Origin of the sequence: Microbulbifer sp. 2205BS26-8 (genome assembly GCF_030731025.1) — a bacterium.
GTDB classification, from domain to species: Bacteria; Pseudomonadota; Gammaproteobacteria; order Pseudomonadales; family Cellvibrionaceae; genus Microbulbifer; species Microbulbifer spongiae.
The window spans coordinates 1-6,461 of sequence record NZ_JAVAMR010000079.1 but is presented as its reverse complement, the minus strand read 5'-3'; the positions used below and the strand labels follow the sequence as shown (position 1 = coordinate 6,461).

Annotated in this window: 6 protein-coding genes; all 6 read right to left on the bottom strand. The window is 56.2% G+C overall.

What is annotated here, in order from left to right:
• Nucleotides 1–7: 7 nt before the first annotated feature.
• Nucleotides 8–346, bottom strand: a complete 339-nt coding sequence (locus tag Q5Y71_RS16220) for a hypothetical protein (RefSeq protein WP_306043133.1) — start codon at nt 344–346, stop codon at nt 8–10.
• Nucleotides 333–725, bottom strand: a complete 393-nt coding sequence (locus tag Q5Y71_RS16215; RefSeq protein ID WP_306043132.1) for a hypothetical protein — start codon at nt 723–725, stop codon at nt 333–335. Before Q5Y71_RS16215 ends, Q5Y71_RS16220 begins: the two co-directional genes overlap by 14 nt.
• 85 nt (nt 726–810) lie before the next feature.
• Complete coding sequence (locus tag Q5Y71_RS16210; protein WP_306043131.1) at nt 811–1,914, bottom strand: DUF4043 family protein; 1,104 nt, start codon at nt 1,912–1,914, stop codon at nt 811–813.
• Nucleotides 1,915–1,951: 37 nt separating this feature from the next.
• Complete coding sequence (locus tag Q5Y71_RS16205) at nt 1,952–2,791, bottom strand: hypothetical protein (protein ID WP_306043129.1); 840 nt, start codon at nt 2,789–2,791, stop codon at nt 1,952–1,954.
• A gap of 136 nt (nt 2,792–2,927) precedes the next feature.
• The gene (locus tag Q5Y71_RS16200; RefSeq protein WP_306043128.1) at nt 2,928–4,820 is read right to left on the bottom strand and encodes a hypothetical protein; all 1,893 of its coding nucleotides are present in this window, start codon (nt 4,818–4,820) and stop codon (nt 2,928–2,930) included.
• Entirely contained in the window at nt 4,805–6,325 is a 1,521-nt protein-coding gene (locus tag Q5Y71_RS16195; protein ID WP_306043134.1) for a terminase large subunit domain-containing protein, read from the bottom strand. Before Q5Y71_RS16195 ends, Q5Y71_RS16200 begins: the two co-directional genes overlap by 16 nt.
• Nucleotides 6,326–6,461 lie beyond the last annotated feature (136 nt).

The following is a 6,461-nucleotide window of genomic DNA, read 5'->3' as shown; positions in this document are numbered from 1 at the left end:
ATTCTCATCAGTAGTCACACACCGGTATTTCTTCAGGGTCCGGCTGTGCAGATAGGGCAATAAGGCGCCTGAAGGCTTCCTCTGCGCGCATCAGCACACCGGCATCGACAAGGCCAAAGAAGTTGGAGCAGCGGCCCGCTACAAACTTGATCCAGGCGTCCTCACTGCTTGTGGGCAAGTCGTCCAGGGGCCAATTAATCAGCCCGTTTTCAGTGAGCTCGGCGTGCACGCTGTGCATCAGATCGCGAATATCCACATACTCGCCGGGCTCTGGCTGCTTTCCGGATTGGAGCACCCGAAGCTCAGTCATTACCCGTCGGACCATTTCCCGGTCAGTTATCGCCATCTGGCGTCTCCGCAAGCGACGTCTCTACCTCTGCGATCAGGTTTATCAGGCTTTTGCGCTTGTCCAGCTCCAGGCCCAGGTTTGCTTTTGCCCACGCTTCCAGGGCCACCTTACTGTCGGTCGGGAATTCGCATTGGGGAATCTCTGGATCTCCCCCGCCTTTGGCGCCATCTGTGGATTCTGGCGGCTTGGATTTCTTTGTGTCCCCAGTTTCGGCTTGTAAAGCCTTTACAACAAAGAAGCGGTTTTTGCTCAGCCTCTTGAGCGGAGCTTCTGCCGCTCCCTGTGGCCAGTCAATCGGAACCCCTCTTTGGAATTCACACCCGAATGCGTAAACCACCGGTGAACCCCCGATGTAGGTAACACTGTATTTCTTCACGATAAAACGCTCCTTACTCGCTGGCGCGGCGCCAACCCGTGACGCCGCGCCAGCGGTTGATCTTGTGCCCGCAGGCAGAGTTTAACTACTGGTCGGCTACACCTGCGGTGAAAACACTGACCAAACCCCAGTCCACCGCAGAGCCCGAGTCTTGCCCGTACTGCAGCTTTGATACTTCGCGCAGTTCCTGAAAGCCCACGCCATAGAAAAAGCCGTAGTCGTCCTCTTTCCGGGTGGTGGTCTTGGTACGCATCGCCCACACCGCAGCCAGCGCCTGGGCACCGCACAGATAGCAGGGGGAAACCTCAATGGCTGGCGTTCCGGCACCCGCCCCGGGCAAAGTGGGAATTTCAGGTATCTCGCGAACAAGCACGCCATCCCACTCGATTGAGGTTGGGCCGGAGAACAGCGGATTGGATTTACTGCGCGCCAGGGCATCCTGCCAGTATTGGTTGGCAATCAAATCCTCGCGCAAGTCTCGGAATGCAAAACTTGGCACGAACATAACAAAGGTTTCCATATCCTCGCCGTATCTGTACGGGCGGATACCGTCGCCGTTTACTGTCTGCGCGTTTTGCGCAATGCGCTTGGCCAGGGAGACAACGCCGTGGGTCAACTTGTCGTCGCTGTTGTCGATATTTGCCAATGATGCTGCATGGTCATTGTCGACAAAGTTGGACTTGGCAGAACCATATAACACCCGGTCCTTGTTGTTATCGTGCCAGGCGTTGCGCTGTGCAGGAGTGGCATCTGCATAGTTGCGTCCATCAACGCTGCCGAGGGCCCGGATAATGTCGTTGCGCAGGTAACGCATCTGTAAATCTTTCAGGGCGACCCTGCCTGCGTTGCGAATGTTAATTGCCGAAGCCTGCTCTTCCTCGACATTAACTACCGTAGCGTCGCGCACCACGCGAACCTTAACGCTATGGCCGTCATTGGGCAGGGCCTTTTCGTGGCCCACCAAATTGCTGGAGCCGTCATTCGGTCCGGAGCTTGCATCGAGTGCCCCCACCAGCGGGATACTGATAGCGTCTCCGCGCTTCTTGGTCAGATCTTCCTTGACCTGAATGATGGCGTTCTCATTCGCGCCCATGTACCGCTTAAACCGGTTTGAGCGGACGTATTCCGTGTGGGCTTTGTCGTCCCATTGTTTAACGCGGTTGGCATCCGCAATCATTGTTTGTGGCATGATGAATTTCTCTCGTTAGCGGCGGGCAGCCGCGGTTTTATTTCAGGATGTCTGCAAGGGGGGTCGGGCCTGCCCAGTCATCGGAACTCAGCCCGCCCTTTGAGGTGGACGCGGAAAGCGTTGGCAAAATAGCGTCCTGCTTCTTCTGCTGGCCCACCTTTTCCGCTTCAAACTTCGCGCGCATCTCTGCCTCAACCTTTTTGCGTATATCGGCTTCAATGCTCGCTTTGTAGGCGTCAACATCCCGCATCTTTTCGTATTCAAGGGCCTTCTTGGCCGTCTCGTAAGCGAACTTTGCAGGGTTGGCGGCTTGTTGGATTCCGTTAGCCAGTTGCGGATCAGCGTCAACCATTTGCCAGAACCGGGCCTCCATTTCGTCAAAGTCGTCGTGCAGCGTGCGCATCAGCTCTTGACCCATCACGGCACGCTGCTCGAACAGTGCACGCTGTATGTCCTGCTGCTGGGCCTGGGCTGCCGCTTCGGGATTCTCCAGCCAGTCCTGCTTTTCGAGTTCGGGTTTTTTACCCCCGCCTCCGATTTGCTTTTCCAGCTCTTGAATACGCGCTTCTGCAGCTTGTCGCTTGGCTCTCTCGTCCCTTACTGCTTGATAGGTCCAGGGCTTGCCCTCATCGCCTTCCTCTTCGCCTTCCTTGTACGTGTCCTTGTTGGTTGAGCTTTCAGACTCTGGCGGCTTGATGTGTTCCTCCCCCGGCGTCGGGTTGTCCTCGGCAGGCTTCGGCTCTTGGCCCTCTTGCCCACCAGGGTTGTCTTTATCGCCCGTTTCAGGCTCCTTGGTTTCATCAGAAGGTGTGGCCTCTGGTTGAACTTCCGGAATTTCCTTGTCGCTCAACAAGTCCTCTGTGCTGTACTCGCTCATAGTTTCCTCGTCTCGACCGTATGCGCGTCGTCCGCTATCGACCGAAAAGCGCGTCGTCCGCTTGCGCCCGTTCCCCGGCGTCGGGGCACAAAAAAACCCGCACTAGGCGGGCTTGTTTGCGCAGGGTTGAAAATCGTTAAATATTGAAGTTCGGCCTTGTGTCCGGATACCTTGCGGCAACCGTGTTCTCTATGATTGTCTGTTGCGTCTCCTGTCGCTTCTTCTCGGCTTCAGCGACCTTGGTGGCTGTGTCCGCTTGAGTGTTCTCAATCTTGGCTTTTAAGTCCTCAAGGTTGAGCTGCGCTGCAAGTTGCTGTATCTGCTGTTGCATATCCTGCACCTGCGCGGCCATTTCCGCCTGCTGCGGGTCGCCCTTGATCTTCTCCAGCACCTTGTCCTTGTTGCGTAGGCTCGATAGCTGCAGCACCACCTCAAAGGGCACATGCTGGGGGCCATACATCTTGGCGAGCTCGGCGATTGTCTCAAATTGCTCTTGCTGAACCGTTACCGCGTCTGGGGCCTCGTCAATATGAATATCAACGTCAATCTCTGCCACCTTGTTGCGGGTTTCGTAGACCTGGTTGAGCTTGGGGTCTTGAATGGCCAGCATCTGCTGTAGCGCGGCTTGCGCTCTCTCGTCTCCCTCCCTGGCTTTCTCCTGCAGGCGTTCACCCACAGTCACGGGCTGATTAAGGCCAACCCACTTCAGATTGTCCTCGTCATCAGTAACGCGAACCCAGCGTTCGTTATCCCAAAACTGTTTGATGCGGTTCCACATCTGGCGGTAACACCGACGCTTCCAGTGGCGGTGTGCATCCATTAGCGGGCCAATCTCAAGTTGGGCGTTGTTCTGGATGGTTCTGAGGGCGCGGCCACTCAATTCCACACCCTCGCCGGACAAGCCGTTCAGAATGCTGCTGGCGCCGCGTGCGTCCATTTCAGACTTGGCCTCTTGCAGAAGCTGGAATTGCGACATGCCTACGTCCGCATTCTCGCGAATTTGAATACGGTTGTTCTCCAGGCTGCCCTGTGGAACTTCCACGGCTCCATCAGCCTTTTTTAACTCGTTTACGGTCTTGCGCGGATTCGGCAGGACGCCTTGTTCATAAAGCACCTGTTTTGACGACAAGCTATGCAGTGCCTTGGACCGGCGGTGATTAATTTCATCCTGCAGGCCCAGCATGGATAGCACCAGGCCATAGCGCTCGTTATCCCGGGTGATATATCCGTGCACAAGTTCGATAGGACAATCAGGGGCACCATGCTCATCAAGCAGCGGGGAGGGCTGTGGATCTAACAGGAACAGCTCACCAGTGAAGTGCGCAACGTGCCACTCTCCCCCGTGCAGGAAGTAATGCTGGCAAACCTTGATGCGCTTGCGCCTGTTATCCACCCAGCGGGGCTTGTCCTCAAACGTGTCGCCAGCGCTATAGCTTGCTTGAAGCTCGCTAATCCTGTCGGCTTTATCCGGGTACTGGAGCTTGGCTTCTGACAGGTCCATCCAAACCACCAAGCCTTTATAGGTGCAGTCCGAGAAGTCGCGCTCGCGGCTGTGCGGGTCGAAATAGCAACGATCGAAAGGAATGAAATTCACGGCTATTTCAACCTGTTCCCGAACCATCACAGGCTCGACAATTGCCCCGGCATACCCTTCAACAATCAGACCCTGCTCGAATACATCACTGGCAATCTGGTCAAAGTCCACATTGTCGGCAACATAGCGCAGGGCATCAGTGACCGCATCGGCGGAAGGCTCATCGGCCAGGGTGCGCGGGTAGGCCCGGGGGTCGGTGCGCTGCTGGCGTTCCATCCCGACCAGAAAATCGACCTTTGCCGGAACCTTGGGTATCACCAAGGGAGCCTGCTTGCGGCGCTTCAGCTCGGCTATTTCGTCTGCGGACCACTGCTTTAGATCGCGGTAGTCCCGGCAGTTTTCAGAAGACAGGCGAGCACTGCGGGTGGTGTCGTCGAACTCTTCAAACTGGCGCTTGAGCTTTTCAACGGTCAGTTCTTCTAGGCTACTTTCCACGAGTCATCCGCCTCTCTGTCATCATCGTCTATGTAATCGCTCAACGGGTCTTTTTTCCGCTCTTGTGGGGGCTCCACACCGCCGATCATGCCATCCAGGGCGAGCCCCATGAGTGCGAGCACGTCCACACCGTCATCGTGTTTACCGGCGGGAAATCCCATAAGTTGGTTAAGCAACCGATCCCCCCACGGGGTATTGGGTATATGCACCTTGCCCTGGGCGGCGCGGGCCTGTATTGCCCTGGCCATCGCAGGCTTGTCGGCTGTTCTGGTGATCCATTCAAAATTGCAGTAAATCCGCCGTTCACGGCTTCGCTTTAAGAGAAATGGGGAAACCGCTCTTCTGATAACGCCAGATTCCCCCAGTGCCACCAATGGCTTGTGGCGGTTTATCAGGTCGAGTTCGGCATCGACCCAGACATCGGCTGTTTCCTGACCAAACCACCAGTCCGTAATCCAAAGGTCATCGTTTGAATCTACCTCGCAAATACCAAATTCCGTGAAGTCGCCATCCCCCTCAGTAACCGCAAAATCGGAGCTGAGGTACTTGTTGGTGTGCTTCGGTTGGCTGCCAGGGTTGAAACGCTTGGAAAACCATTCCCGTTTAAAAAAGGTCCCTTCCTCATCTTTCGGGGTCTGCTGGTAAAGACTGCTCCAGGTGCGCACGTCTTTCTGCCTGGCTGTGCGCTCTGTTTGCTCCCACCATTCGGGAGAAAACCAGTCTGTCCATAGCCATTCGCCCGGCGCCCGGCCCAGAATGTCGTTTGCCCCTGCCCGGGCCGGCAAGCAGATCACATACCAGCGCTCACCATCCTTTGCTTGAGCCCAGCCGCTTTCGCCATCCCAGTCATCGTGGAGTATCCGCCCGGCCAAGTCGTCCTGGTGCCAGCGGGTCTGGATTACGACAATGGATCCACCCGGTTTTAAGCGGGTGCGGAAATCGTCGATATACCAGTCCCAGGCGTTATCCCTGATCAGTTGGGAATCCGCATCCTTTCGCCCCTTGATCGGGTCATCAATAACTGCAAGGTCCGCCCGGCGGCCAGTAACACCGCCACCAATGCCTGTAGCGAAGTAGAAACCGCCCTCTGTAGTCTCCCATTCGCCCTTGGCCTGAGAGTCCTGGGCCAGCACAGTTTCAGGGAATGCCCGCAGGTAATCCTTGGTGCGTATTAAGTTGCGGACCTTGCGCCCGAAGCGTGTAGCCAGTCGGTCGTTGTAGCTCGCGGTGATAATGCCCTTATCGCCCTTCCTACCCAGAAAGTAAGCCGGGAAGCGAACGGTCGCGTAGGTTGACTTGGCAGAGCCTGGCGGCATCAACACCAGCAAGCGCTTAAGGTCGCCGGATATGATGTTATCCAGGGAGTCACACAGTAAAAGGTGGTGCTCTGCCGGTGGTTCATCCGGAGCAACAAGCCTGCAGAAGTCCGCAAAAGCTGACCTAGCCCTTCGCCTTGCCAGTAGTTCGCGAGCTGCTTCCTGTGGCGATACGTTCGAGGTCAGCATCACTTAGCTCTCTTGTACTTCCAATTTGCCCGGAGTGCTCAAGCTGTTGCTTGTCCGCCCAACCAAAGCGGTTCTTCATATTGAAGATCCATGTGGTAGCGTTTCCTCGGGGGTTTTCGCCTGTGGACATTTTGCG